Here is a 22,870-nt window from a genome sequence, read left to right as displayed (position 1 = left end):
TATTATTGAAATGAAAAAGGTAATAGCTTATATTAAAGAATCTTACGACGAACTTGTACATAAAGTATCGTGGCCTACGTATTCTGAACTTGCTAACAGTGCAGTAGTTGTTTTATATGCTTCCCTGCTTATTGCATTGGTAGTATGGGGTATGGATGTCTGTTTCCAGAACTTCATGGAAAAAATCGTTTATCCACATTAAAAAAATAGGAATTGAAAATGGCTGAGATTGAAAAGAAATGGTACGTTCTGCGTGCTATTAGTGGAAAAGAAGCTAAGGTAAAGGAATATCTTGAAGCTGATCTTAAGAACAGCGACCTTGGTGAATATGTATCTCAGGTATTGATTCCTACTGAAAAAGTTTACCAGGTTCGCAATGGCAAAAAAATTGTGAAGGAAAGAAGTTATCTTCCTGGTTACGTTTTGGTGGAGGCTGCTTTGGTTGGTGAGGTCGCTCATCACTTGCGCAACACTCCGAATGTGATAGGCTTTTTAGGTGGCTCCGAAAAACCGGTGCCTCTCAGACAATCAGAAGTGAATCGTATACTTGGTACAGTGGACGAACTGCAGGAAACGGGTGAAGAACTCAATATTCCGTACGTAGTGGGTGAAACTGTAAAAGTTACTTTTGGACCTTTTAGCGGATTCAGTGGCATCATTGAAGAAGTGAATAGTGAAAAAAAGAAACTAAAGGTCATGGTAAAGATATTCGGGCGCAAAACACCGCTTGAATTGGGCTTTATGCAAGTGGAAAAGGAATAACACGGAATTGTTACGCTGTTGTTGTTCTTCGTTTAATGTTTATATATAAATCAATAAAAAAATGGCTAAAGAAGTTGCTGGACTAATCAAATTACAGATTAAAGGAGGCGCTGCAAATCCATCACCTCCCGTTGGACCTGCTTTGGGTTCTAAGGGTATCAATATCATGGAATTTTGCAAGCAATTCAATGCCAGAACCCAAGACAAAGCAGGTAAAATTTTACCTGTTATCATTACTTACTACGCAGATAAGTCTTTCGATTTTGTAATCAAGACTCCTCCCGTTGCTATTCAATTACTTGAAGTAGCTAAGGTAAAGAGTGGTTCTGCTGAGCCTAACCGTAAGAAAGTTGCCGAGCTTACTTGGGAACAGATTCGTACGATTGCTCAGGACAAAATGGTTGACTTGAACTGTTTTACTGTGGAAGCTGCCATGAGAATGGTTGCAGGTACAGCTAGAAGTATGGGTATCGCTGTAAAAGGGGAGTTCCCGGTTAATAACTAATAAACTTCAATTGTAATGGGTAAACTGACAAAAAATCAAAAGTTAGCTGCAGAAAAGATTGAAGCAGGGAAAGCATACTCACTGAAAGAAGCTGCATCTTTGGTAAAAGAAATCACTTTTTCCAAATTCGATGCTTCACTGGATATTGATGTACGTTTAGGGGTTGACCCGCGTAAAGCTAACCAGATGGTGAGAGGTGTTGTTTCACTTCCTCATGGTACTGGTAAAGAAGTGCGTGTGTTGGTACTTTGTACACCGGATGCTGAAGCTGCTGCAAAAGAAGCAGGTGCTGACTATGTTGGTCTTGACGAATATATTGAAAAGATCAAAGGTGGATGGACTGATATTGATGTAATCATCACTATGCCATCTATCATGGGTAAAATTGGTGCACTCGGTCGTGTACTCGGTCCTCGTGGATTGATGCCGAACCCTAAGAGTGGTACTGTAACTATGGATGTTGCTAAGGCTGTAAAAGAAGTAAAACAAGGTAAAATTGACTTTAAGGTTGATAAGAGCGGTATTGTTCACACTTCTATCGGTAAGGTATCATTCAGTCCTGATCAGATTCGCGACAATGCGAAAGAGTTCATCTCTACTCTGAACAAACTGAAACCGACCGCAGCAAAGGGTACATATATTAAGAGTATTTATCTTTCTAGTACAATGAGTGCGGGTATTAAGATTGACCCGAAATCAGTGGATGAAATCTAATAAAACAGAGAAATAATGAGAAAGGAAGATAAAAGTACGATTATAGAGCAAATTGCTGCTACAGTAAAGGAATATGCTCACTTCTACTTGGTGGACGTTACAGCTATGGATGCTGCCGCTACCAGCGCATTGAGAAGAGATTGCTTTAAATCAGACATCAAATTGATGGTGGTTAAAAACACTCTGCTTCACAAGGCACTCGAAAGTTTGGAAGAAGACTTTTCACCTCTTTACGGTTCTTTGAAAGGTACTACTGCTGTTATGTTTAGCAATACTGCAAACGTTCCTGCTAAGCTGATCAAAGACAAAGCAAAAGACGGTATTCCCGGACTGAAAGCTGCATATGCAGAGGAAAGCTTCTACATTGGTGCTGACCAATTGGATGCTCTCGTTTCAATCAAGAGTAAGAATGAAGTTATCGCCGATATCGTTGCCTTGCTGCAATCTCCGGCCAAGAATGTTATTTCTGCTCTTCAATCAGGTGGTAACACCCTACACGGAGTTCTCAAGACTCTTGGTGAACGTACCGAAGCGTAAAAATGGAAAAAGGTGTTATAGCCTTGGGAATAACATCCCGAATAATTTTCAAAAATCAACAAAGTATTTAAACAATTAAAATCATACAAAAAATGGCAGATTTGAAAGCTTTTGCAGAACAATTAGTTAACTTGACAGTAAAAGAAGTTAATGAACTTGCAACTATCCTTAAAGAAGAATATGGTATTGAACCTGCTGCTGCAGCTGTAGCTGTTGCTGCTGGTCCTGCAGCTGGTGCTGCTGCCGCAGAAGAAAAAACTTCTTTCGACGTAGTATTGAAGAGCGCTGGTGCAGCTAAACTTCAGGTAGTTAAGGCCGTTAAGGAAGCTTGTGGTCTAGGTTTGAAAGAAGCTAAAGACTTGGTAGACGGTGCTCCTAGCACAGTTAAAGAAGGTTTGGCTAAAGACGAAGCAGAATCATTGAAGAAAACATTGGAAGAAGCTGGAGCTGAAGTTGAACTTAAATAACATTGGCCTGGTAATCAGGTAATTCGGTTAAGAATCCTTCACAAGAGGGTTCTTAACCTTTTTGTGTATATATTTCAAATTAAGTTCTCCAAATTCATTAATAGATGTCTTCAAATACTGTAAATCAAAGAGTTAATTTTGCTTCGACTAAGAATCCGCTCGAATACCCGGATTTCCTGGAAGTACAATTGAAGTCATTCCAAGACTTTCTACAATTAGATACCCCACCTGAAAAGCGCAAGAATGAGGGATTGTATAAAGTATTTGCTGAAAACTTCCCTATTGCCGATACAAGAAACAATTTTGTTCTTGAGTTTCTGGACTATTATATTGATCCGCCGCGTTATACCATCGATGATTGTATAGAGCGTGGGCTTACTTATAGTGTTCCCTTAAAAGCGAAACTTAAGCTTTACTGTACGGACCCCGATCATGAGGATTTTGATACAGTGATTCAGGACGTATTCCTCGGCCCGATTCCTTATATGACTGATAAGGCTACTTTCGTCATTAATGGTGCCGAACGCGTAGTTGTGTCACAGCTTCACCGTTCTCCGGGTGTGTTCTTCGGTCAGAGTGTACATGCCAATGGTACGAAACTTTATTCGGCTCGTATTATTCCGTTTAAAGGTTCGTGGATTGAGTTTGCTACTGACATCAATAATGTGATGTACGCATACATCGACCGTAAGAAGAAATTGCCGGTAACGACTTTGTTGCGTGCAATTGGCTTCGAGAATGACAAAGATATTCTTGAGATTTTCAACCTTGCAGAAGATGTAAAGGTGAACAAGACAAATCTGAAGAAAGTGCTAGGTCGTAAATTGGCTGCACGTGTCTTGAAAACATGGATTGAAGATTTCGTTGATGAAGATACCGGTGAAGTGGTTTCTATTGAGCGTAACGAAGTTATTATCGACCGTGAAACCGTACTGGAAGAGGTGCATATTGATGAAATTTTGGAGTCGGGAGTTCAGAACATCCTTTTACATAAAGATGAACCGAACCAGTCCGATTTCTCTATCATATATAATACGCTGCAGAAGGACCCGAGTAACTCGGAAAAAGAAGCTGTGTTGTATATCTACCGTCAGTTGCGTAATGCCGATCCGGCTGATGACGCAAGTGCAAGGGAGGTTATCAACAACTTGTTCTTCTCTGAAAAACGATATGACCTTGGTGATGTAGGTCGTTACAGAATCAACAAAAAGTTGAATCTGACGACTGATATGGACGTGCGTGTCCTCACGAAGGAAGATATCATTGAAATCATCAAATATCTGATTGAGTTGATCAACTCAAAAGCAGATGTGGATGATATTGACCACTTGAGTAACCGTCGTGTACGTACGGTAGGTGAGCAGCTTTCTAATCAGTTTGCTGTTGGTCTGGCTCGTATGTCTCGTACGATTCGCGAACGTATGAACGTTCGTGACAATGAAGTGTTTACTCCGATTGATTTGATTAATGCGAAGACAATCTCTTCTGTAATCAACTCATTCTTCGGAACGAATGCATTGTCTCAATTCATGGACCAGACAAATCCCTTGGCTGAAATTACGCACAAGCGTCGTATGTCTGCCCTTGGTCCTGGTGGTCTTTCCCGTGAACGTGCCGGATTTGAGGTTCGTGACGTTCACTACACACACTATGGTCGTCTTTGTCCGATTGAAACTCCTGAAGGTCCGAACATCGGTTTGATTTCTTCATTGTGTGTATTTGCTAAGATTAATGATCTGGGATTCATTGAAACTCCGTATCGTAAGGTCGAAAACGGGAAAGTGGATCTTTCTGATAACGGTCTGATTTATCTGACTGCTGAAGAAGAGGAAGAAAAGGTTATTGCACAGGGAAATGCTCCGTTGAATGATGACGGTACATTTGTGCGTAACAAAGTTAAATCTCGTCAGGATGCTGATTTCCCGGTTGTTGAACCGACAGAGGTTGATTTGATGGACGTTTCTCCTCAGCAGATTGCATCAATTGCTGCTTCATTGATTCCGTTCCTGGAACATGATGATGCTAACCGTGCATTGATGGGATCAAACATGATGCGTCAGGCGGTTCCTTTGTTGAGAAGTGAAGCGCCGATCGTAGGTACAGGTATCGAACGTCAGTTGGTAAGAGACTCTCGTACGCAGATTACTGCAGAAGGAGATGGTGTTGTTGACTACGTTGATGCTACTACTATCCGTATTTTGTATGACCGTACAGAAGACGAAGAGTTCGTAAGTTTCGAACCTGCTTTGAAAGAATATAGAATACCTAAGTTCCGTAAGACTAACCAGAACATGACGATTGACCTGCGTCCGATTTGTGACAGAGGCCAGCGTGTGAAGAAAGGTGACATCTTGACCGAAGGTTATTCTACAGAAAAGGGTGAATTGGCATTGGGTAAGAACTTGTTGGTTGCTTACATGCCTTGGAAAGGTTACAACTATGAGGATGCTATCGTATTGAACGAACGTGTGGTGCGCGAAGACTTGTTGACTTCGGTTCACGTAGAAGAATATTCTCTGGAAGTTCGTGAAACAAAACGTGGTATGGAAGAGTTGACTTCTGATATCCCGAATGTAAGTGAAGAAGCTACAAAAGACCTCGACGAAAATGGTATCGTTAGAATCGGTGCTCGTATCGAGCCGGGTGATATAATGATTGGTAAGATTACACCGAAGGGTGAATCTGATCCTTCTCCAGAAGAAAAATTGCTTCGTGCCATCTTTGGTGATAAGGCAGGTGACGTGAAAGATGCTTCCTTGAAAGCTTCTCCTTCTTTGAAAGGTGTTGTGATCGATAAGAAACTTTTCTCACGTGTGATTAAGAATCGTAGCTCTAAACTGGCCGATAAAGCATTATTGCCTAAGATTGATGATGAATTTGAAGCTAAGGTAGCTGACCTGAAACGTATTCTGGTTAAGAAACTGATGACTTTGACTGAAGGCAAGGTTTCTCAAGGTGTGAAGGATTATCTGGGTGCGGAAGTAATTGCGAAAGGTTCTAAGTTCAGTGTTTCTGATTTTGATTCACTCGACTTTACTTCTATTCAATTGAGCAACTGGACTAGTGATGATCATATTAACGGTATGATTCGTGATCTGGTAATGAATTTCATTAAGAAATACAAAGAGCTGGATGCAGAATTGAAACGTAAGAAGTTTGCTATTACAATTGGTGATGAACTTCCAGCTGGTATTATCCAGATGGCAAAAGTATATATTGCTAAGAAGCGTAAGATTGGTGTGGGTGATAAGATGGCAGGTCGCCACGGTAACAAGGGTATTGTATCCCGTGTTGTTCGTCAGGAAGATATGCCGTTCTTGTCCGATGGTACTCCGGTTGACATCGTATTGAATCCGTTGGGTGTGCCTTCTCGTATGAACATTGGTCAGATTTTCGAAGCTGTATTAGGGCGTGCCGGAAAAACATTGGGTGTGAAATTTGCAACTCCTATTTTTGACGGTGCTACAATGGAAGATCTGGATCAGTGGACAGACAAGGCAGGATTGCCTCGTTACTGTAAAACTTATCTTTGTGATGGTGGTACAGGTGAGCAATTTGACCAGGCAGCTACTGTGGGTGTGACTTACATGTTGAAGTTGGGCCACATGGTTGAAGACAAGATGCATGCTCGTTCTATCGGTCCGTACTCATTGATTACTCAGCAACCTCTTGGTGGTAAAGCACAGTTCGGTGGTCAGCGTTTCGGAGAAATGGAGGTTTGGGCACTCGAAGGTTTTGGTGCTGCTCATATCCTGCAGGAAATCCTTACTATCAAGTCTGATGACGTGGTAGGACGTTCGAAAGCTTATGAAGCAATTGTGAAAGGTGAACCGATGCCGCAACCTGGTATTCCGGAATCCTTGAACGTATTGTTGCACGAGTTGAGAGGATTAGGTTTGAGTATCAACCTAGAATAAAATAATAAAGAATATGTGGTGTCAACAAGCCGATGACGGTCTGTTGACATCCGTGTCTTTTCAATTTCCAATGATTCAATTATCAAATCTCAATTATATAGAGTATGGCTTTTAGAAAAGAAAATAAGACGAAAAGTAATTTCTCGAAGATCTCAATTGGTCTGGCTTCTCCGGAAGAAATCCTTGAGAATTCGAGTGGTGAAGTTTTGAAGCCTGAAACCATTAATTACCGTACGTACAAACCCGAACGTGATGGTTTGTTCTGCGAGCGCATTTTTGGTCCTATCAAGGATTATGAATGTCATTGCGGTAAATACAAGCGTATCCGTTATAAAGGTATCGTCTGCGACCGTTGTGGTGTGGAAGTTACTGAAAAGAAAGTACGCCGTGAACGTATGGGACATATCCAGTTGGTTGTGCCGGTGGCTCACATCTGGTATTTCCGTTCGCTCCCTAATAAAATCGGTTATTTGCTCGGACTGCCGACGAAGAAACTGGATTCGATTATATACTACGAACGTTACGTTGTTATTCAGCCGGGTGTAAAAGCTGAAGACGGTGTAGCTGAATATGATTTGCTCTCTGAAGAAGAATATCTGGATATTTTGGATACACTTCCAAAAGACAATCAATATCTTGAAGATAATGATCCGAACAAATTTGTTGCAAAGATGGGGGCTGAAGCTATCTATGATTTGCTGGCTCGTCTGGATCTGGATGCTTTGTCTTACGAATTGCGTCACCGTGCAGGTAACGATGCTTCACAGCAACGTAAGAATGAAGCTTTGAAACGTCTTCAGGTAGTAGAGTCGTTCCGTGCATCACGTGGACGCAACAAACCGGAATGGATGATTGTACGTATCGTACCGGTTATCCCGCCTGAACTTCGTCCGTTGGTTCCGTTGGATGGTGGCCGTTTTGCTACATCTGACTTGAACGACCTTTATCGTCGTGTAATTATCCGTAATAACCGTCTGAAACGACTGATTGAAATCAAGGCTCCGGAAGTGATCTTGCGTAATGAAAAACGTATGCTTCAGGAATCTGTCGATTCTTTGTTTGATAACTCACGTAAGTCAAGTGCTGTGAAGACAGACGCCAACCGCCCGTTGAAGTCATTGTCTGATAGCTTGAAAGGTAAGCAAGGACGTTTCCGTCAGAACTTGCTGGGTAAACGTGTTGACTACTCTGCTCGTTCGGTAATCGTCGTGGGGCCGGAATTGAAGATGGGTGAATGCGGTATTCCTAAATTGATGGCTGCCGAATTGTACAAGCCGTTTATTATTCGTAAGCTTATCGAACGTGGTATCGTTAAGACTGTAAAGTCTGCCAAGAAGATCGTTGACCGCAAGGAACCGGTGATCTGGGATATTCTGGAACATGTAATGAAAGGACATCCGGTACTGTTGAACCGTGCTCCGACATTGCACCGTTTGGGTATTCAGGCTTTCCAGCCTAAGATGATCGAAGGTAAAGCTATCCAGTTGCACCCGTTGGCATGTACGGCATTCAACGCCGACTTTGACGGTGACCAGATGGCTGTTCACTTGCCTTTGAGTAATGAAGCAATTCTGGAAGCACAAATGTTGATGCTTCAATCACATAATATCTTGAACCCGGCAAACGGTGCGCCTATTACTGTGCCTGCACAGGATATGGTTCTTGGTTTGTACTATATTACTAAGTTGCGTGCTGGTGCGAAAGGTGAAGGTTTGACGTTCTACGGACCGGAAGAGGCGTTGATCGCCTACAATGAAGGTAAGGTAGATATTCATGCTCCGGTGAAAGTTATCGTGAAAGACGTTGATGAAAATGGTAACATTGTAGACGTAATGCGCGAAACTTCGGTAGGACGTGTGATTGTTAATGAAATCGTTCCGCCTGAAGCTGGTTATATCAATACAATTATCTCTAAGAAATCTCTTCGTGATATTATTAGTGATGTAATTAAGGTATGTGGTGTGGCTAAGGCTGCCGACTTCCTGGATGGAATCAAGAACTTAGGTTATCAGATGGCGTTCAAGGGTGGTTTGTCATTCAACTTGGGTGATATTATCATTCCGAAGGAGAAAGAAACGTTGGTACAGAAAGGTTACGACGAAGTAGAACAAGTCGTAAACAACTATAACATGGGTTTCATTACCAACAACGAACGTTACAACCAGGTGATCGATATCTGGACACATGTAAACTCGGAGTTGTCTAATATCCTGATGAAGACAATTTCTTCGGATGATCAGGGATTCAACTCTGTATATATGATGCTTGACTCTGGTGCCCGTGGTTCTAAAGAACAGATTCGTCAGTTATCAGGTATGCGTGGTTTGATGGCAAAACCGCAGAAAGCAGGTGCTGAAGGTGGTCAGATCATTGAGAACCCGATTTTGTCAAACTTTAAAGAGGGACTTTCCGTGTTGGAGTACTTTATCTCTACCCACGGTGCTCGTAAAGGTTTGGCGGATACCGCTTTGAAGACTGCCGATGCCGGTTATCTGACTCGTCGTCTGGTGGACGTATCACACGATGTGATTATTACAGAAGAAGACTGCGGTACACTTCGTGGATTGGTTTGTACAGACCTTAAGAATAACGATGAAGTTATTGCTACTCTGTATGAACGTATCTTAGGACGTGTTTCCGTACATGATATAATCCATCCTACAACAGGTGAATTGCTTGTTGCCGGTGGTGAAGAAATCACTGAAGAAGTTGGTAAGAAGATTCAGGATTCTCCGATTGAGAGTGTTGAAATCCGCTCGGTATTAACTTGTGAAGCGAAGAAAGGTGTTTGTGCTAAATGTTACGGACGTAATCTGGCAACGAGCCGTATGGTTCAGAGAGGAGAAGCTGTCGGTGTAATTGCAGCTCAGTCTATTGGTGAGCCGGGTACACAGTTGACATTGCGTACATTCCACGCCGGTGGTACTGCTGCGAATATTGCTGCTAATGCAAGTATCGTTGCTAAAAACAATGCACGTCTTGAATTTGAAGAGTTGCGTACGGTAGATATCGTTGATGAGATGGGTGAATCTGCTAAAGTGGTAGTGGGTCGTTTGGCCGAAGTACGCTTTGTGGATGTGAACACTGGTATCGTTCTTTCTACTCATAACGTTCCTTATGGTTCAACACTGTATGTAGGTGACGGTGATTTGGTAGAAAAAGGCAAGCTGATTGCTAAGTGGGACCCGTTCAACGCTGTAATTATCACAGAAGCAACTGGTAAGATCGAATTTGAGGGCGTAATTGAAAACGTTACTTATAAGGTTGAATCGGATGAAGCAACAGGTCTTCGTGAAATTATTATTATTGAATCCAAGGATAAAACCAAAGTTCCTACAGCTCATATCTTGACAGAGGACGGTGATTTGATCCGTACTTATAACTTACCGGTAGGTGGTCACGTAATCATCGAGAACGGTCAGAAGGTAAAAGCTGGTGAAGTAATCGTGAAGATTCCGCGTGCCGTAGGTAAAGCGGGTGATATCACGGGTGGTCTTCCTCGTGTTACTGAATTGTTTGAAGCTCGTAACCCGTCAAATCCGGCTGTCGTTTCTGAAATCGACGGTGAGGTAACAATGGGTAAGATCAAGCGTGGTAACCGTGAGATCATTGTAACTTCTAAGACTGGTGAGGTTAAGAAATATCTGGTTGCATTGTCTAAGCAGATTCTGGTACAGGAAAATGACTATGTACGTGCAGGTACTCCGTTGTCTGACGGTGCTACTACTCCAGCAGATATTTTGGCAATTAAAGGTCCTACAGCTGTACAAGAATATATCGTGAATGAAGTTCAGGATGTATACCGTTTGCAGGGTGTGAAGATCAATGATAAGCACTTCGAGATTATTGTTCGTCAGATGATGCGCAAGGTGCAGATTGATGAACCGGGAGATACTCGTTTCCTCGAACAGCAAGTTGTAGATAAACTGGAATTCATGGAAGAAAATGATCGTATCTGGGGTAAGAAAGTCGTAGTGGATGCTGGTGATTCTCAAAATATGCAAGCAGGTCAGATTGTAACTGCCCGCAAGTTGCGTGATGAGAACAGTATGTTGAAACGTCGTGACTTGAAACCGGTTGAGGTTCGTGACGCTGTTGCTGCTACCTCTACTCAGATCCTTCAGGGTATTACACGTGCTGCTTTACAGACTTCAAGCTTCATGTCAGCGGCTTCCTTCCAGGAAACAACGAAAGTCTTGAATGAGGCTGCTATCAACGGTAAGGTCGATAAGTTGGAAGGTATGAAGGAAAATGTGATTTGTGGTCACTTGATTCCTGCAGGTACCGGTCAGCGCGAATTCGAAAAACTCATCGTTGGATCAAAGGAAGAGTATGACCGTATCTTGGCTAACAAGAAAACAGTACTTGACTACAATGAAGTAGAATAAATACAATTCAATTGACTATATGAGAAGGAGCGATTGCCAGATTGGGCAATTGCTCCTTTTTTTATTTCTTTTTTACTTGTGTGTATTGCTATTAGTCTCAGGAAAAATGTGTTATTTTGCAGGATAACTTTTTAATCATATAAAATATGGAAGAACAAAATAACAACGGACAATTACAGATTGAATTGAGAGAAGAGGTAGCGCAGGGCACTTATGCAAATCTAGCTATTATTACTCATTCTAGTTCTGAATTCATTCTTGACTTCGTGCGCGTAATGCCGGGTATACCGAAGGCTGGGGTGCAATCTCGCATTATTGTGGCTCCAGAACACGCAAAACGTCTGCTGCGGGCACTGGAAGACAATATAGCAAAGTATGAACGGGTATTCGGGCCGATTCGTACTTCAGATGAACCTTCTCTTCCTCCCTTGACAGGTGTAAAAGGCGAAGCGTGAGGATGATATAAAAACATTAAAAAAGAAAAAAAAGTTGTAGCGCATTGAATATTCAAATATTATTCGTATTTTTGCAGCCCAAAATGTATAGTTACGAAATTAATATAACAATAATATAAATCAAAAAACAATTAAAATGCCTACAATTCAGCAATTAGTAAGAAAAGGACGCGAAGTGCTGGTGGAGAAAAGTAAATCTCCAGCCTTGGATTCATGTCCTCAAAGACGTGGCGTTTGCGTGAGAGTATATACTACTACTCCGAAGAAGCCGAACTCTGCAATGCGTAAAGTAGCTCGTGTACGTTTGACTAACCAAAAAGAGGTGAACTCATACATTCCGGGAGAAGGTCACAACTTGCAGGAACACTCAATCGTTTTGGTACGTGGCGGTCGTGTAAAAGACCTTCCGGGTGTACGTTATCACATCGTTCGTGGTACACTTGATACAGCAGGTGTTGCTGGTCGTACTCAGAGACGTTCTAAGTATGGTGCTAAGCGTCCGAAACCGGGACAAGCTGCCGCTCCAGCTAAAGGTAAGAAAAAATAAGGATTAAGACCTAATTAAAATTAAAGTAATAACTTACGTTTTAGTTTGTTGGAAATGCTAAAGGTTGAGTAAATTCTCCGGAGGGAGAGTTGAAGAAGTCAAGAAGTAGACAACCAAGAACAAAAACATTATTTTTCAAACAAATGAGAAAAGCAAAACCAAAAAAACGCGTAATCCTTCCGGATCCCGTGTTTAATGATCAAAAGGTTTCTAAGTTCGTGAACCACTTGATGTATGACGGAAAGAAAAATACATCTTATGAAATCTTTTATGCCGCTCTGGAAACAGTGAAAGTAAAACTTCCTAACGAAGAAAAATCTGCTCTCGAAATCTGGAAAAAGGCTTTGGATAATGTAACTCCGCAAGTGGAAGTAAAGTCTCGCCGTGTAGGTGGTGCTACTTTCCAAGTTCCTACCGAAATCCGTCCGGACCGTAAAGAATCAATTTCAATGAAGAACCTGATTCTGTATGCTCGTAAAAGAGGTGGTAAATCAATGGCTGACAAGTTGGCTGCTGAAATTATGGATGCCTTCAATGAACAAGGCGGTGCATACAAACGTAAAGAAGATATGCATAGAATGGCAGAAGCTAACCGTGCATTTGCTCATTTTAGATTCTAATACTGTAAGAAACCAAATATAAACTTAAAGTAAAGGAATTGAAGATGGCTAAACATGATTTACATTTAACTCGTAATATCGGTATCATGGCTCACATTGATGCCGGAAAAACAACTACTTCTGAACGTATCTTGTTCTACACTGGATTGACTCACAAAATTGGTGAAGTTCATGACGGTGCTGCTACTATGGACTGGATGGAACAGGAGCAAGAACGTGGTATCACTATTACATCTGCTGCTACAACAACTAGATGGAAGTATGCCGGTGATACTTATAAAATTAACTTGATTGACACTCCGGGGCACGTTGACTTTACCGCAGAGGTAGAACGTTCATTGCGTATTCTTGATGGAGCTGTGGCTGCTTACTGTGCTGTTGGTGGTGTTGAGCCTCAATCGGAAACAGTATGGCGTCAAGCTGATAAATATAACGTTCCTCGTATTGCTTATGTAAATAAGATGGACCGCTCTGGTGCTGACTTCTTTGAAGTAGTTCGTCAGATGAAGGATGTTCTTGGAGCTAATCCATGTCCTATTGTTGTTCCTATCGGTGCTGAAGAATCTTTCAGAGGTCTTGTTGATCTTATCAAAATGAAAGCTATTTATTGGCATGATGAAACAATGGGAGCGGATTATACTGTAGAAGAAATCCCGGCAAATCTTGTTGACGAAGCGAATGAATGGAGAGATAAGATGCTTGAAAAAGTAGCTGAATTTGATGATGCTTTGATGGAGAAATATTTCGATGATCCTTCTACTATTACTGAAGAGGAAGTGTTGAGAGCTCTTCGCAATGCAACAGTTCAAATGGCTGTAGTTCCTATGTTATGTGGATCTTCTTTCAAGAATAAAGGTGTTCAGACTTTGCTTGACTACGTTTGTGCTTTCTTGCCTTCTCCGCTGGATACAGAGAATGTTATCGGTACAAATCCTAATACAGGAGCTGAAGAAGATCGTAAGCCAAGTGATGATGAAAAAACATCGGCTTTGGCATTTAAGATTGCAACTGACCCATATGTGGGTCGTTTGACTTTCTTCCGTGTTTATTCAGGTAAAATTGAAGCAGGTTCTTATATTTACAACTCTCGCTCTGGTAAGAAAGAACGCGTTTCTCGTCTGTTCCAGATGCACTCTAACAAACAGAATCCGGTTGAAGTAATCGGTGCTGGTGATATTGGTGCAGGTGTAGGATTCAAAGATATTCGTACAGGGGATACTTTGTGTGATGAAACTGCTCCGATAGTACTTGAATCTATGGACTTCCCGGAACCGGTTATTGGTATCGCTGTAGAACCTAAGACTCAGAAAGATATGGATAAACTGTCTAACGGTTTGGCTAAATTGGCTGAAGAAGATCCGACGTTTACAGTGAAAACTGATGAACAAACAGGGCAGACTGTTATTTCTGGTATGGGTGAGTTGCACTTGGATATTATCATCGATCGTCTGAAGCGTGAGTTTAAAGTAGAGTGTAATCAAGGTAAACCACAGGTTAATTATAAAGAAGCTATCACTAAGACAGTTGATCTTCGTGAAGTGTATAAGAAACAGTCTGGTGGTCGTGGTAAATTTGCTGATATCATCGTTAAGATTGGTCCGGTTGATGAAGACTTCAAAGAAGGAGGTCTGCAGTTTATCGATGAAGTAAAGGGTGGTAATATTCCTAAGGAATTCATCCCTGCAGTTCAGAAAGGCTTTACGAATGCCATGAAGAGTGGCGTTTTGGCAGGTTATCCGCTGGATTCATTGAAAGTAACTTTGGTTGATGGTTCATTCCACCCAGTTGACTCTGACCAGTTGTCATTCGAAATCTGTGCAATGCAAGCCTATAAGAATGCATGCGCTAAGGCAGGTCCTGTTTTGATGGAACCTATCATGAAACTGGAAGTTGTAACTCCGGAAGAAAACATGGGTGATGTTATCGGTGACTTGAATAAACGTCGTGGACAGGTTGAAGGAATGGAATCTAGTCGTTCTGGTGCTCGTATCGTGAAGGCAATGGTTCCGCTGGCAGAAATGTTTGGTTATGTAACAGCTTTACGTACTATCACTTCTGGACGTGCAACTTCATCAATGACTTACTCTCATCACGCTCAACTTTCTTCTTCTATTGCCAAAGCTGTATTGGAAGAAGTAAAAGGACGTGCTGATTTACTCTAAAATATCTAAAGCAGCAGGCTAGCGAATGACTCTTAGCCTGCCGCTTTATCTTATTATAAATGTATTAATTAAAAAAAATAATGAGTCAGAAAATTAGAATTAAATTGAAATCTTACGACCACAACTTGGTTGACAAGTCAGCTGAGAAAATTGTAAGAACTGTAAAAGCTACAGGTGCTATTGTTAGCGGTCCGATACCTCTGCCTACGCACAAGCGTATCTTTACTGTGAACCGTTCGACTTTCGTAAACAAAAAGTCTCGTGAGCAATTTGAACTCTCTTCTTATAAGAGATTGATCGACATCTATAGCTCAACAGCTAAGACAGTAGATGCTCTGATGAAGTTGGAATTGCCAAGTGGTGTGGAAGTAGAAATTAAAGTTTGATAATTAAAAATTAGTGAAATGCCAGGATTATTAGGAAAAAAAATCGGAATGACATCCGTTTTCAGTGCCGATGGTAAAAATGTACCATGCACTGTTATCGAAGCAGGTCCTTGTGTTGTTACTCAAGTTAAAACTGTAGAAAAAGATGGCTATGCAGCTGTTCAGTTGGGTTTCCAAGACAAAAAGGAAAAACATACAACTAAACCGTTGATGGGACATTTTAAAAGAGCAGGAGTAACACCGAAGAGACACTTGGCTGAGTTCAAAGAATTTGAGACAGAATTGAATCTGGGTGATACTGTTACCGTAGAGATGTTTAACGATGCTAACTTTGTTGACGTTGTTGGAACTTCTAAAGGTAAGGGTTTCCAGGGTGTAGTAAAAAGACATGGTTTTGGTGGTGTGGGTCAGGCTACTCACGGACAGCACAACCGCGCTCGTAAACCGGGTTCTATTGGTGCTTGTTCTTACCCTGCAAAAGTATTCAAGGGAATGCGCATGGGTGGACAACTTGGTGGTGACAGAGTCACTGTACAAAACTTGCAGGTATTAAAAGTAATCGCGGATCATAACCTTCTTTTGATCAAAGGTTCTATCCCGGGTTGCAAAGGTTCAATCGTATTAATTGAGAAATAATGGAAGTTAACGTATATAACATTAAAGGTGAAGACACTGGGAGAAAGGTTACGTTAAACGAATCTATCTTCGGAATTGAGCCCAACGACCACGCTATCTATTTGGATGTAAAACAATTTATGGCCAATCAGCGTCAGGGTACTCATAAGTCAAAAGAAAGAAGTGAAATCAGTGGTTCAACTCGTAAGATCGGTCGCCAGAAAGGTGGTGGCGGAGCTCGTCGTGGTGATATGAACTCACCGGTTCTTGTAGGTGGTGCCCGCGTTTTCGGTCCGAAGCCAAGAGACTACTTCTTTAAGTTGAATAAAAAAGTTAAGACATTGGCTCGTAAGTCAGCTTTGTCTTATAAAGCTCAAAACGATGCAATCGTTGTCGTTGAGGATTTCACATTTGAAGCTCCTAAGACAAAAGATTTCGTTGCAATGACAAAAAATCTTAAAGTTTCCGATAAAAAGCTACTTGTAATTTTACCGGAAGCAAATAAAAACGTATATTTGTCAGCTCGTAACATTGAGGGTGCTAATGTGCAGACTATCTCGGGATTAAATACTTACAGAGTATTGAATGCTGGGGTTGTTGTGCTTACAGAAAACTCTCTGAAGGCTATTGACAATATCTTAATTTAAAAAGGAGGCTTAAATAATGGGAATTATTATTAAACCGTTGGTAACAGAGAAAATGACTGCAATCACAGATAAGCTGAATCGTTTCGGCTTTGTTGTACGTCCTGAAGCTAACAAACTGGAAATTAAGAAGGAAATTGAAGCTCTTTATAATGTTACAGTAGTTGATGTGAATACTGTGAAGTATGCTGGCAAAAATAAGAGCCGTTATACCAAAGCAGGTATCATCAATGGTCGTACGAATGCTTTCAAAAAAGCAATCGTGACATTGAAAGAAGGAGATACTATTGATTTTTATAGCAATATTTAATAAAAATGGCAGTACGTAAATTTAAGCCCACAACGCCGGGGCAAAGACATAAAATTATTGGTACTTTCGAAGAAATTACTGCATCAGTACCAGAAAAGTCTCTTGTATATGGTAAGAAATCATCTGGTGGTCGTAACAGCGAAGGTAAGATGACTATGCGCTACATTGGTGGCGGTCATAGAAAGGTGATTAGAATTGTTGATTTCAAGAGAAATAAGGACGGTGTTCCAGCAGTAGTTAAAACAATTGAATACGATCCGAATCGTTCGGCTCGTATCGCTCTGTTATTTTATGCTGATGGAGAAAAAAGATATATTATTGCTCCCAATGGATTGCAAGTTGGTGCGACTCTAATGTCAGGTGAAACAGCAGCGCCAGAGATTGGTAATGCTCTTCCTCTTCAAAACATTCCGGTGGGTACTGTGATTCACAATATCGAATTACGTCCGGGACAGGGTGCTGCTCTGGTTCGTTCAGCTGGTAACTTTGCTCAGTTGACTTCTCGCGAGGGTAAGTATTGTGTAATTAAGTTGCCTTCAGGTGAAGTTAGACAGATTCTTAGCACTTGTAAAGCTACTGTCGGTAGTGTAGGTAACTCTGATCATGGATTGGAAAGTTCAGGTAAAGCCGGACGTTCTCGTTGGCAAGGACGTCGTCCTCGTAACCGTGGTGTTGTAATGAACCCGGTTGATCACCCGATGGGTGGTGGTGAAGGACGCGCTTCCGGAGGTCATCCAAGATCACGTAAGGGATTGTACGCTAAGGGACTTAAGACTAGAGCTCCTAAGAAACAGTCGTCTAAGTACATTATTGAGAGAAGAAAAAAGTAATCTGATTAATTGAGTAAACTATGAGTCGTTCATTAAAAAAAGGTCCATATATTAACGTTAAGCTTGAAAAGAGAATTCTTGCCATGAATGAATCTGGTAAGAAAGTCGTAGTAAAGACTTGGGCCAGAGCTTCAATGATTTCGCCTGATTTTGTAGGCCATACAGTTGCAGTTCACAATGGAAATAAATTTATTCCTGTTTATGTTACCGAGAATATGGTAGGACACAAGTTGGGCGAATTTGCTCCAACTCGTACATTCAGAGGACATGCTGGTAACAAGAAAAGATAACAGGATTTATTTGAAATAATAAAGTAATAAATAATAATGGGAGCAAGAAAAAAAATATCGGCTGAAAAGAGAAAAGAAGCCCTTAAGACCATGTATTTTGCAAAATTGCAAAATGTTCCTACTTCTCCGCGTAAGATGCGTCTGGTTGCAGATATGATCCGTGGTATGGAAGTGAACAGAGCACTTGGTGTTTTGAAATTTTCTTCAAAAGAAGCTGCTGCAAGAGTGGAAAAATTGCTTCGCTCTGCAATTGCTAACTGGGAACAGAAAAACGAACGTAAAGCGGAAAGTGGCGAGTTGTTCGTAACACAGATTTTTGTTGATGGTGGAGCTACACTCAAAAGAATGAGACCGGCACCACAGGGTAGAGGTTATAGAATTCGCAAACGTTCAAATCACGTAACATTGTTCGTTGGTGCTAAAAGTAATAACGAAGATCAAAATTAAGGTAGATGGGACAAAAAGTTAATCCAATAAGCAACCGTTTAGGAATTATCAGAGGATGGGATTCTAACTGGTATGGTGGAAATGATTACGGTGATTCTTTGCTGGAAGATAGCAAAATCCGTAAATATCTTAATGCAAGACTTGCAAAAGCAAGTGTATCAAGAATCGTAATTGAACGTACGCTGAAGCTCGTTACTATTACTGTTTGCACTGCTCGCCCGGGTATTATTATCGGTAAAGGTGGCCAAGAAGTTGATAAGTTAAAAGAGGAGTTGAAGAAGGTTACCGACAAAGATATTCAAATCAATATCTTTGAAGTGAAGAGACCGGAACTGGATGCCGTGATTGTTGCTAACAACATCGCTCGCCAGGTTGAAGGTAAAATTGCCTATCGCCGTGCCATCAAAATGGCTATCGCAAACACAATGCGTATGGGTGCTGAAGGTATCAAAATTCAGATTTCAGGACGTTTGAATGGAGCTGAAATGGCACGTTCTGAAATGTATAAAGAAGGAAGAACTCCGTTGCACACTTTCAGAGCTGATATCGACTACTGTCATGCAGAAGCATTGACTAAAGTAGGTCTTTTAGGTATCAAAGTTTGGATTTGTAGAGGTGAAGTGTTTGGTAAGAAAGAATTGGCTCCGAACTTTACACAAAGCAAAGAAAGTGGTCGTGGAAACAATAGTGGAAACAACGGCGGAAAGAACTTCAAAAGAAAGAAAAATAATCGCTAAACGAATTTGAATTTTAGGAAACTATGTTACAACCGAAAAAGACAAAATTCAGAAGACAACAAAAAGGCCGTCAGAAAGGTAATGCCCAGAGAGGCAACCAGCTGGCCTTTGGTTCTTTTGGCATAAAGGCTTTGGAGACTAAGTGGATTACAGGCCGTCAGATCGAAGCTGCTCGTATTGCAGTAACAAGATATATGCAACGTCAAGGACAGATCTGGATCCGTATATTCCCGGATAAACCGATCACTAGAAAACCTGCCGATGTACGTATGGGTAAAGGTAAAGGTGCTCCAGAGGGATTTGTGGCTCCTGTGACTCCAGGTAGAATCATTATTGAAGCTGAAGGAGTATCTTACGAAATCGCGAAAGAAGCATTGCGCTTAGCTGCTCAAAAGCTTCCTATTACAACGAAGTTTGTCGTAAGACGTGATTATGATATTCAAAATCAAAATGCGTAAGTGTTATGAAAATTGCAGAAATAAAAGAAATGACTACTAATGATTTAGTAGAAAGAGTAGAGGCGGAAACAGCTAATTATAACCAAATGGTTATCAATCATTCTATTTCTCCTTTGGAAAATCCTGCTCAAATCAAACAATTACGCAGGACTATTGCGCGTATGAAAACAGAATTGCGCGAAAGAGAACTTAACAATAAATGATCAGCTTGATGGAAGCAAGAAATTTAAGAAAAGAAAGAACAGGGGTTGTGTTGAGCAATAAGATGGATAAGACCATCACAGTTGCTGCCAAATTTAAGGAAAAACACCCTATATATGGTAAGTTCGTTAGTAAAACGAAGAAGTACCATGCTCACGATGAAAAGAATGAATGCAATATCGGTGATACTGTAAGCATCATGGAAACTCGTCCTTTGAGCAAGACTAAAAGATGGAGATTAGTAGAAATAATTGAAAGAGCTAAGTAATTATGATACAAGTAGAATCCAGACTTACAGTATGTGATAACAGTGGAGCGAAAGAGGCGTTGTGTATCCGCGTTTTGGGTGGTACAGGCCGTCGTTATGCTTCAGTGGGGGATGTCATTGTAGTTTCAGTGAAGAGTGTTATCCCTTCTAGTGATGTTAAAAAAGGTGCAGTATCAAAGGCTTTGATTGTACGTACAAAGAAAGAAATCCGTCGTCCTGATGGTTCTTATATACGTTTTGATGATAATGCTTGCGTGTTGTTGAATAATGCAGGTGAAATTAGAGGTAGTCGTATTTTCGGTCCTGTAGCAAGAGAGCTTCGTGCTACAAACATGAAAGTTGTGTCACTTGCGCCTGAGGTACTTTAATTTGTAAAAGATTTAAGTAATGAGTAAATTACATATTAAAAAAGGCGATACAGTTTACGTAAATGCTGGCGAAGATAAGGGCAAAACTGGTCGTGTATTGAAGGTTCTTGTTAAAGAAGGACGTGCATTTGTAGAAGGTATCAATATGGTATCTAAAAGCACAAAACCGAATGCTAAGAATCCGCAAGGTGGTATCGTGAAGCAGGAAGCTTCTATCCACATTTCAAACTTGAATCCGGTTGATCCAAAAACTGGTAAAGCAACGCGTATTGGGAGAAAAAAGAGTTCGGAAGGAACTTTAGTGCGTTATTCTAAAAAATCAGGAGAGGAGATTAAGTAATGAGTAATACTGCTAGTCTTAAGAAAGAATATGCAGAGCGTATAGCACCTGCATTGAAATCACAGTTCCAGTATTCTTCTACAATGCAGGTACCCGTACTTAAGAAGATTGTTATCAATCAAGGGTTAGGTATGGCTGTTGCTGATAAGAAGATTATCGAAGTTGCAATCAATGAAATGACAGCTATCACAGGTCAGAAAGCTGTAGCTACCATTTCTCGTAAAGATATTGCAAACTTTAAGTTGCGTAAAAAAATGCCGATTGGTGTTATGGTAACTTTGCGTCGTGAAAGAATGTACGAATTCCTTGAAAAATTGGTTCGTGTAGCTCTTCCTCGTATTCGTGACTTTAAAGGTATCGAAAGTAAGTTTGATGGTAAAGGTAACTATACCCTTGGTATTCAGGAACAAATCATTTTCCCTGAAATAAATATCGATAGTATTACAAGAATTCTCGGAATGAATATTACCTTTGTAACCTCTGCGGAAACAGATGAAGAAGGTTATGCTTTGCTGAAGGAATTCGGTTTACCTTTTAAAAACGCTAAAAAAGACTAATAGATATGGCAAAGGAATCAATGAAAGCACGTGAAGTAAAACGTGCTAAATTAGTAGCCAAATACGCCGAAAGAAGAGCTGCTTTGAAGCAAATCGTAAGAACAGGTGATCCTGCTGATGCTTTTGAAGCTGCACAGAAGTTGCAAGAGTTGCCAAAGAATTCTAATCCGATTCGTATGCACAACCGTTGCAAACTGACTGGACGTCCTAAAGGTTATATTCGTCAATTCGGAATTTCGAGAATTCAGTTCCGTGAGATGGCATCTAACGGACTGATCCCAGGCGTAAAAAAAGCAAGCTGGTAATTATTGTTTAAATATTGTCAGGGTAGTCCTGATTAATTTAATTTATTTTTATATGACTGATCCAATAGCAGATTATTTAACGAGGTTGCGGAACGCGATTGGTGCAAAGCACAGAGTTGTTGAAGTTCCCGCTTCGAACTTGAAAAAAGAAATCACTAAGATTCTTTTTGAAAAAGGCTACATTCTTAATTATAAGTTTGTAGAAGATGGTCCTCAAGGAACTATTAAGGTTGCCTTGAAGTATGATTCTGTTAACAAAGTTAACGCAATCAAAAAGTTAGAAAGAATATCTTCTCCGGGTATGCGTAAGTATACTGGTTACAAAGATATGCCGCGTGTTATTAATGGGCTGGGTATTGCTATAATATCTACTTCCAAAGGTGTAATGACTAACAAAGAGGCTGCAGAACTGAAGATCGGTGGTGAAGTCTTGTGTTATGTATATTAATTAGGAGGAATTAGAATGTCAAGAATAGGAAAATTACCCATTAGTATCCCTGCTGGAGTGACAGTCACTCTGAAGGATAATGTGGTTACCGTAAAGGGACCCAAAGGCGAAATGAGCCAATATGTGAATCCTGCTATCAATGTTGCCATTGAAGACGGACACGTAACTTTAACAGAAAACGATAAAGAAATGCTTGATAACCCGAAGCAAAAACATGCTTTCCACGGTTTGTATCGCTCTTTGGTTCACAACATGGTTGTGGGCGTATCTGAAGGATACAAGAAGGAACTGGAACTTGTAGGTGTAGGTTATCGTGCTTCTAACCAAGGTAACATCATTGAGCTTGCTTTAGGTTATACACACAATATTTTCATTCAATTACCTGCTGAGGTAAAAGTTGAAACTAAGTCTGAAAGAAATAAGAATCCTCTTATTATATTGGAATCGTGTGACAAACAATTGCTTGGTCAAGTTTGCTCTAAAATACGTTCTTTCCGTAAGCCTGAACCATACAAGGGTAAAGGTATTAAGTTTGTTGGCGAAGTAATTCGTAGAAAGTCTGGTAAATCAGCCGGCGCTAAGTAATTCATAT

Annotated in this window: 29 protein-coding genes; all 29 read left to right on the top strand. The window is 40.8% G+C overall.

Annotated elements, in window-relative coordinates; genetic code table 11:
* Window positions 1–10 precede the first annotated feature (10 nt).
* The 29 genes from secE to rplF all read left to right on the top strand — a co-directional run bounded on the left by secE (window position 11) and on the right by rplF (window position 22,863).
* Window positions 11–202, top strand: coding sequence for a preprotein translocase subunit SecE (secE, locus tag I2I13_RS12625; RefSeq protein WP_004296363.1), 192 nt, complete (start codon window positions 11–13; stop codon window positions 200–202).
* Between the two features lie 17 nt (window positions 203–219).
* Window positions 220–762, top strand: a complete 543-nt coding sequence (gene nusG / locus I2I13_RS12620; RefSeq protein ID WP_004296362.1) for a transcription termination/antitermination protein NusG — start codon at window positions 220–222, stop codon at window positions 760–762.
* Window positions 763–823: 61 nt separating this feature from the next.
* A complete protein-coding gene (rplK, locus tag I2I13_RS12615; protein WP_004307548.1) occupies window positions 824–1,267 on the top strand; it encodes a 50S ribosomal protein L11 in 444 nt (147 codons plus the stop codon).
* A gap of 15 nt (window positions 1,268–1,282) precedes the next feature.
* Entirely contained in the window at window positions 1,283–1,981 is a 699-nt protein-coding gene (rplA, locus tag I2I13_RS12610; RefSeq protein WP_004296360.1) for a 50S ribosomal protein L1, read from the top strand.
* Window positions 1,982–1,996: 15 nt separating this feature from the next.
* Window positions 1,997–2,518: a 50S ribosomal protein L10 gene (gene rplJ / locus I2I13_RS12605; RefSeq protein WP_195649637.1), complete on the top strand. Its 522-nt coding sequence runs from the start codon at window positions 1,997–1,999 to the stop codon at window positions 2,516–2,518.
* Between the two features lie 92 nt (window positions 2,519–2,610).
* Window positions 2,611–2,985, top strand: coding sequence for a 50S ribosomal protein L7/L12 (gene rplL, locus I2I13_RS12600; protein ID WP_004296358.1), 375 nt, complete (start codon window positions 2,611–2,613; stop codon window positions 2,983–2,985).
* A gap of 104 nt (window positions 2,986–3,089) precedes the next feature.
* Window positions 3,090–6,902: a DNA-directed RNA polymerase subunit beta gene (gene rpoB, locus I2I13_RS12595; protein ID WP_099145749.1), complete on the top strand. Its 3,813-nt coding sequence runs from the start codon at window positions 3,090–3,092 to the stop codon at window positions 6,900–6,902.
* 104 nt (window positions 6,903–7,006) lie between these two features.
* Window positions 7,007–11,290 (top strand): DNA-directed RNA polymerase subunit beta', encoded by a 4,284-nt coding sequence (gene rpoC, locus I2I13_RS12590; RefSeq protein WP_148365525.1) that lies wholly within the window; start codon window positions 7,007–7,009, stop codon window positions 11,288–11,290.
* 146 nt (window positions 11,291–11,436) lie between these two features.
* Complete coding sequence (locus I2I13_RS12585) at window positions 11,437–11,745, top strand: DUF3467 domain-containing protein (protein ID WP_148365524.1); 309 nt, start codon at window positions 11,437–11,439, stop codon at window positions 11,743–11,745.
* Window positions 11,746–11,881: 136 nt separating this feature from the next.
* Complete coding sequence (rpsL, locus tag I2I13_RS12580; protein ID WP_002558078.1) at window positions 11,882–12,292, top strand: 30S ribosomal protein S12; 411 nt, start codon at window positions 11,882–11,884, stop codon at window positions 12,290–12,292.
* Between the two features lie 143 nt (window positions 12,293–12,435).
* The gene (gene rpsG / locus I2I13_RS12575; protein WP_148365523.1) at window positions 12,436–12,912 is read left to right on the top strand and encodes a 30S ribosomal protein S7; all 477 of its coding nucleotides are present in this window, start codon (window positions 12,436–12,438) and stop codon (window positions 12,910–12,912) included.
* 44 nt (window positions 12,913–12,956) lie between these two features.
* Entirely contained in the window at window positions 12,957–15,074 is a 2,118-nt protein-coding gene (gene fusA / locus I2I13_RS12570) for an elongation factor G (protein ID WP_148365522.1), read from the top strand.
* Window positions 15,075–15,154: 80 nt separating this feature from the next.
* Window positions 15,155–15,460, top strand: a complete 306-nt coding sequence (gene rpsJ, locus I2I13_RS12565; protein WP_002558075.1) for a 30S ribosomal protein S10 — start codon at window positions 15,155–15,157, stop codon at window positions 15,458–15,460.
* An 18-nt stretch (window positions 15,461–15,478) separates the two neighbouring features.
* Window positions 15,479–16,096, top strand: a complete 618-nt coding sequence (gene rplC / locus I2I13_RS12560) for a 50S ribosomal protein L3 (RefSeq protein WP_148365521.1) — start codon at window positions 15,479–15,481, stop codon at window positions 16,094–16,096.
* Window positions 16,096–16,722 (top strand): 50S ribosomal protein L4, encoded by a 627-nt coding sequence (rplD, locus tag I2I13_RS12555; protein ID WP_004296348.1) that lies wholly within the window; start codon window positions 16,096–16,098, stop codon window positions 16,720–16,722. The genes rplC and rplD overlap by 1 nt, the downstream gene beginning before the upstream one ends.
* A gap of 16 nt (window positions 16,723–16,738) precedes the next feature.
* Window positions 16,739–17,029, top strand: coding sequence for a 50S ribosomal protein L23 (gene rplW / locus I2I13_RS12550; protein ID WP_004296347.1), 291 nt, complete (start codon window positions 16,739–16,741; stop codon window positions 17,027–17,029).
* Window positions 17,030–17,034: 5 nt separating this feature from the next.
* Window positions 17,035–17,859 (top strand): 50S ribosomal protein L2, encoded by an 825-nt coding sequence (gene rplB, locus I2I13_RS12545; protein ID WP_148365520.1) that lies wholly within the window; start codon window positions 17,035–17,037, stop codon window positions 17,857–17,859.
* Window positions 17,860–17,879: 20 nt separating this feature from the next.
* On the top strand, window positions 17,880–18,149 hold the full coding sequence (gene rpsS / locus I2I13_RS12540; protein WP_004296345.1) for a 30S ribosomal protein S19: 270 nt from the start codon (window positions 17,880–17,882) through the stop codon (window positions 18,147–18,149).
* Between the two features lie 36 nt (window positions 18,150–18,185).
* The gene (gene rplV, locus I2I13_RS12535; RefSeq protein WP_004296344.1) at window positions 18,186–18,596 is read left to right on the top strand and encodes a 50S ribosomal protein L22; all 411 of its coding nucleotides are present in this window, start codon (window positions 18,186–18,188) and stop codon (window positions 18,594–18,596) included.
* Window positions 18,597–18,601: 5 nt separating this feature from the next.
* A complete protein-coding gene (gene rpsC / locus I2I13_RS12530) occupies window positions 18,602–19,333 on the top strand; it encodes a 30S ribosomal protein S3 (RefSeq protein ID WP_004296343.1) in 732 nt (243 codons plus the stop codon).
* Between the two features lie 23 nt (window positions 19,334–19,356).
* Window positions 19,357–19,791 carry a 50S ribosomal protein L16 gene (gene rplP, locus I2I13_RS12525; protein ID WP_004291234.1) on the top strand — a complete coding sequence of 145 codons (435 nt, stop codon included), beginning with the start codon at window positions 19,357–19,359 and terminating at the stop codon, window positions 19,789–19,791.
* Between the two features lie 5 nt (window positions 19,792–19,796).
* Window positions 19,797–19,994, top strand: a complete 198-nt coding sequence (gene rpmC, locus I2I13_RS12520) for a 50S ribosomal protein L29 (RefSeq protein WP_004296342.1) — start codon at window positions 19,797–19,799, stop codon at window positions 19,992–19,994.
* Window positions 19,991–20,260, top strand: coding sequence for a 30S ribosomal protein S17 (rpsQ, locus tag I2I13_RS12515; RefSeq protein WP_004296341.1), 270 nt, complete (start codon window positions 19,991–19,993; stop codon window positions 20,258–20,260). Before rpmC ends, rpsQ begins: the two co-directional genes overlap by 4 nt.
* A gap of 2 nt (window positions 20,261–20,262) precedes the next feature.
* The gene (rplN, locus tag I2I13_RS12510; RefSeq protein WP_004296340.1) at window positions 20,263–20,628 is read left to right on the top strand and encodes a 50S ribosomal protein L14; all 366 of its coding nucleotides are present in this window, start codon (window positions 20,263–20,265) and stop codon (window positions 20,626–20,628) included.
* Between the two features lie 19 nt (window positions 20,629–20,647).
* Window positions 20,648–20,968: a 50S ribosomal protein L24 gene (gene rplX, locus I2I13_RS12505; protein WP_004296339.1), complete on the top strand. Its 321-nt coding sequence runs from the start codon at window positions 20,648–20,650 to the stop codon at window positions 20,966–20,968.
* Window positions 20,968–21,525: a 50S ribosomal protein L5 gene (rplE, locus tag I2I13_RS12500; RefSeq protein WP_004296338.1), complete on the top strand. Its 558-nt coding sequence runs from the start codon at window positions 20,968–20,970 to the stop codon at window positions 21,523–21,525. The genes rplX and rplE overlap by 1 nt, the downstream gene beginning before the upstream one ends.
* A 5-nt stretch (window positions 21,526–21,530) precedes the next feature.
* Window positions 21,531–21,830 carry a 30S ribosomal protein S14 gene (gene rpsN / locus I2I13_RS12495; RefSeq protein ID WP_004296337.1) on the top strand — a complete coding sequence of 100 codons (300 nt, stop codon included), beginning with the start codon at window positions 21,531–21,533 and terminating at the stop codon, window positions 21,828–21,830.
* Window positions 21,831–21,882: 52 nt separating this feature from the next.
* Window positions 21,883–22,278 (top strand): 30S ribosomal protein S8, encoded by a 396-nt coding sequence (gene rpsH, locus I2I13_RS12490; RefSeq protein WP_004296336.1) that lies wholly within the window; start codon window positions 21,883–21,885, stop codon window positions 22,276–22,278.
* Window positions 22,279–22,293: 15 nt separating this feature from the next.
* Window positions 22,294–22,863: a 50S ribosomal protein L6 gene (gene rplF, locus I2I13_RS12485; protein ID WP_004296335.1), complete on the top strand. Its 570-nt coding sequence runs from the start codon at window positions 22,294–22,296 to the stop codon at window positions 22,861–22,863.
* Window positions 22,864–22,870: the final 7 nt, after the last annotated feature.

Origin of the sequence: Bacteroides sp. D55t1_190419_B8 (assembly GCF_015558905.1) — a bacterium.
GTDB classification, from domain to species: Bacteria; Bacteroidota; Bacteroidia; order Bacteroidales; family Bacteroidaceae; genus Bacteroides; species Bacteroides vicugnae.
This window is presented reverse-complemented; position numbering and strand designations above follow the sequence as displayed.

Coding starts and splice junctions, on each gene's coding strand:
- secE (WP_004296363.1), top strand. CDS start 11: ATGAAAAAGGTAATAGCTTATATTAAAGAATCTTACGACGAACTTGTA.
- nusG (WP_004296362.1), top strand. CDS start 220: ATGGCTGAGATTGAAAAGAAATGGTACGTTCTGCGTGCTATTAGTGGA.
- rplK (WP_004307548.1), top strand. CDS start 824: ATGGCTAAAGAAGTTGCTGGACTAATCAAATTACAGATTAAAGGAGGC.
- rplA (WP_004296360.1), top strand. CDS start 1,283: ATGGGTAAACTGACAAAAAATCAAAAGTTAGCTGCAGAAAAGATTGAA.
- rplJ (WP_195649637.1), top strand. CDS start 1,997: ATGAGAAAGGAAGATAAAAGTACGATTATAGAGCAAATTGCTGCTACA.
- rplL (WP_004296358.1), top strand. CDS start 2,611: ATGGCAGATTTGAAAGCTTTTGCAGAACAATTAGTTAACTTGACAGTA.
- rpoB (WP_099145749.1), top strand. CDS start 3,090: ATGTCTTCAAATACTGTAAATCAAAGAGTTAATTTTGCTTCGACTAAG.
- rpoC (WP_148365525.1), top strand. CDS start 7,007: ATGGCTTTTAGAAAAGAAAATAAGACGAAAAGTAATTTCTCGAAGATC.
- I2I13_RS12585 (WP_148365524.1), top strand. CDS start 11,437: ATGGAAGAACAAAATAACAACGGACAATTACAGATTGAATTGAGAGAA.
- rpsL (WP_002558078.1), top strand. CDS start 11,882: ATGCCTACAATTCAGCAATTAGTAAGAAAAGGACGCGAAGTGCTGGTG.
- rpsG (WP_148365523.1), top strand. CDS start 12,436: ATGAGAAAAGCAAAACCAAAAAAACGCGTAATCCTTCCGGATCCCGTG.
- fusA (WP_148365522.1), top strand. CDS start 12,957: ATGGCTAAACATGATTTACATTTAACTCGTAATATCGGTATCATGGCT.
- rpsJ (WP_002558075.1), top strand. CDS start 15,155: ATGAGTCAGAAAATTAGAATTAAATTGAAATCTTACGACCACAACTTG.
- rplC (WP_148365521.1), top strand. CDS start 15,479: ATGCCAGGATTATTAGGAAAAAAAATCGGAATGACATCCGTTTTCAGT.
- rplD (WP_004296348.1), top strand. CDS start 16,096: ATGGAAGTTAACGTATATAACATTAAAGGTGAAGACACTGGGAGAAAG.
- rplW (WP_004296347.1), top strand. CDS start 16,739: ATGGGAATTATTATTAAACCGTTGGTAACAGAGAAAATGACTGCAATC.
- rplB (WP_148365520.1), top strand. CDS start 17,035: ATGGCAGTACGTAAATTTAAGCCCACAACGCCGGGGCAAAGACATAAA.
- rpsS (WP_004296345.1), top strand. CDS start 17,880: ATGAGTCGTTCATTAAAAAAAGGTCCATATATTAACGTTAAGCTTGAA.
- rplV (WP_004296344.1), top strand. CDS start 18,186: ATGGGAGCAAGAAAAAAAATATCGGCTGAAAAGAGAAAAGAAGCCCTT.
- rpsC (WP_004296343.1), top strand. CDS start 18,602: ATGGGACAAAAAGTTAATCCAATAAGCAACCGTTTAGGAATTATCAGA.
- rplP (WP_004291234.1), top strand. CDS start 19,357: ATGTTACAACCGAAAAAGACAAAATTCAGAAGACAACAAAAAGGCCGT.
- rpmC (WP_004296342.1), top strand. CDS start 19,797: ATGAAAATTGCAGAAATAAAAGAAATGACTACTAATGATTTAGTAGAA.
- rpsQ (WP_004296341.1), top strand. CDS start 19,991: ATGATCAGCTTGATGGAAGCAAGAAATTTAAGAAAAGAAAGAACAGGG.
- rplN (WP_004296340.1), top strand. CDS start 20,263: ATGATACAAGTAGAATCCAGACTTACAGTATGTGATAACAGTGGAGCG.
- rplX (WP_004296339.1), top strand. CDS start 20,648: ATGAGTAAATTACATATTAAAAAAGGCGATACAGTTTACGTAAATGCT.
- rplE (WP_004296338.1), top strand. CDS start 20,968: ATGAGTAATACTGCTAGTCTTAAGAAAGAATATGCAGAGCGTATAGCA.
- rpsN (WP_004296337.1), top strand. CDS start 21,531: ATGGCAAAGGAATCAATGAAAGCACGTGAAGTAAAACGTGCTAAATTA.
- rpsH (WP_004296336.1), top strand. CDS start 21,883: ATGACTGATCCAATAGCAGATTATTTAACGAGGTTGCGGAACGCGATT.
- rplF (WP_004296335.1), top strand. CDS start 22,294: ATGTCAAGAATAGGAAAATTACCCATTAGTATCCCTGCTGGAGTGACA.